Origin of the sequence: uncultured Campylobacter sp. (genome assembly GCF_938045775.1) — a bacterium.
Taxonomy (GTDB): Bacteria; Campylobacterota; Campylobacteria; order Campylobacterales; family Campylobacteraceae; genus Campylobacter_B.
The window spans coordinates 1-2,636 of the sequence record NZ_CALIBH010000103.1 but is presented as its reverse complement, the minus strand read 5'-3'; the positions used below and the strand labels follow the sequence as shown (position 1 = coordinate 2,636).

General features: G+C 48.6%; 1 protein-coding gene. It reads left to right on the top strand.

Annotated features, from left to right (window positions below; genetic code table 11):
- Nucleotides 1-2,192: TonB-dependent siderophore receptor (locus Q0238_RS03975; protein ID WP_297943113.1), on the top strand; the 2,192-nt coding region annotated here is incomplete at its 5' end.
- Between the last annotated feature and the right edge of the window lie 444 nt (nucleotides 2,193-2,636).

The window sequence follows — 2,636 nt, the reverse complement described above, 5'->3', positions numbered from 1 at the left end:
ATCTCGGCACCATAAACGTCACGGGCAAGGCCGATCTGTCCACTACCGAGGGCACAGGGATGTATACGACCGATAATATGAACACCGCCACCGGTCTTGATCTAAGCATCCGCCAGACGCCTCAAACCGTTTCCGTCGTGCCCGATCAGCTCATAAAGGATTTGAGCCTTACTAAGGTCGACGACGCGCTAAATTACGTACCGGGTATTACCACTACTAGCAGATTCGGTATGAGTTTGCCGATTTCAAGGGGATTTAACATCGATAATATCCAAGAAGACGGCATGCAATCCACTACCGCCCTTGCGGCGCAGGGGCTTTACGGGCAGTCTAAGGAGCACACGGATTTGGCGTTTTACGACCGCGTCGAAGTTTTACGCGGCGTCGCGGGTCTTACGCAGAGTAACGGCGAGCCGGGCGGAACTATAAATTTAGTAAGGAAGCGCCCTCAAAAAGAGCTCGGAGCGAATTTATCGCTAAGCGCGGGCAGTTATGATTATTATCGCGGCAGCGTGGACGTGACGGGCGGCTTAAACGAAAGCGGCTCGCTCCGAGGACGGCTCATCGGCGTAAGCGGCAAGGAGGGCTCCTTTAGAGATTTGCAAAATACCGAACGCGGCGCGGCATCGGCGATGGTGGGAGCTGATCTAGGAGATTTTAGCGAAATTTTAGCCGGCGTGATCTATCAAAAAACGAGAAGCGTTTACGATCTTTTCGGCATTCCTGTAGTGGGCAAGGACGGCAACGCGTTAAATTTAAGCAAAAGAACGACCTTTATATCGGATTGGAGCAGGTCGGTTTATGAAAAATATAATACGTTTTTGGAGCTAAATCATAAATTTAGCGATAATATCAAGGCTTACGCCAAACTAAACTATACTCACAGCGAGAGCTTGTTGAAATTCGGCGGCTGGCACGGAGTGGGTAGGGATCCTGCGAGTAGATACATAAGCTATGACAGATACGACAACGGCAGTAAAGAACTAAGCTTTCAGGTAGGTAGCGATATCGGCTATGAATTGTTTGGGCAAAGCCATGATTTTTTCATAAACGCTACTGCGTCGAAGGAGAGATTTACGCAGCACGATAGAGACGTTTACGGCGGCGCAGCGGGATTGACATATGAGAGCTTTAATAAGGGGCTTATAAACAACGAGCCTAATTGGAATGATACGACCGCGCTATGCGCGCTTGGAACCCGCTGCTACAATCTTTACTACACGACTAAAATTTATCAGCAGATGGTTGCGATGGGCACGAGATATAATTTTAACGATGATTGGCATCTGCTCGTAGGCGGCAGATATTCAAGGCTAAAGCGAGAAAGCGCTACGGATAACTATCGCACGGGTCGCCACAGCGAAGACGATATCGTTAAAAAACACAAGATCACGCCTTACGTGGGGCTTACGTGGGATTTTTCGAGAGATCATTCGCTATATGCGAGCTATGCCGAAATTTATAAACCTCAAACCGCTAGGGATAGAAACGAAAAAATTCTAGAGCCGATCGTAGGCTATAACGCCGAAGTGGGCTTGAAGTCGGAATTTTTCGACAGCGCGCTAAATACGACCGTAGCTTTCTTTCAGATCGAGCAGGAAAATAGAGCCGTTACCGACTACGATTATTATGACGCTACGGGTCTAAGCAGATCGGTAGCCAGCGGCAAGGTCAGATCCAGAGGCTTTGACATAGAAGCAAACGGCGCAATTACCGATGAGTGGAAAGTATTCGGAGGCTATACCTACAATAAAAGCGAGTATATGAAGGATGAGAGGCGCCTTGCGGCGTTAAGCAACGTCGATTATCGCAAGGGCGCTAATGCCAAGCCGTGGATTCCTAAGCGTATGTTTAAGCTCTACAGCAGCTACGAAATTCCTCTCGTAGCGCAGCAAAAGATCACTTTGGGCGCCGGATTTCGATATCAGAGCAAGACCGACAACCAATATACTAGGCACAATATCTCAACGGGCGCTTATTACCCCACTAATGACATCCCCGTACAGGGCGGCTACACGATATGGGACGCCAACGCTACGTATGAATACAATGAGCATTTTAGTTTAAATTTATCGGTAAAAAACATAACCGACAAGCGTTACTTCGTCAATCAAAATAACAGAGTAGCGGGGCAAAACAATTACTACGGCGAGCCGCGGAATTTTATGCTGACGTTTAATTATAAATATTAAGGCGCTGTTTTGCTCAAAGTCTGCCCGCGCCTTGCTTTGGGCGGGATGCATAAAATTTGCGAGTAAGTCGTATTCGCAAAGCTTTATGCTCTCAGATCGCGCGAGTTGGCGTCGGCGCGAGCGCAGCGGGGCTTGCATGAAGGTATGAGTTGATCGGCGCTCATTAAGCTTGAGCAATCCGGTGCGCCGAAGTCTGCAGACGGTCTTTGCGCGAATAACAAGAGCGCGATTAAATTTTGCATTCGTTCGCGCGGATTTTGTACTTGCAAAGCTGCGAGTGGAGCGAGCACGCAAAGGAGCGTGAGCTAAATTTATCGCAATCCGCGCGTGGCGAGACGGGTAAAATTTAAACGAAGCCGCGGGATTAAAATTTAACTCGCGATTTGGTTGATTAGCGATTGATTAGCGCGGGCGATCGCAGGCGATGCGGGCGAAGGCGATAAA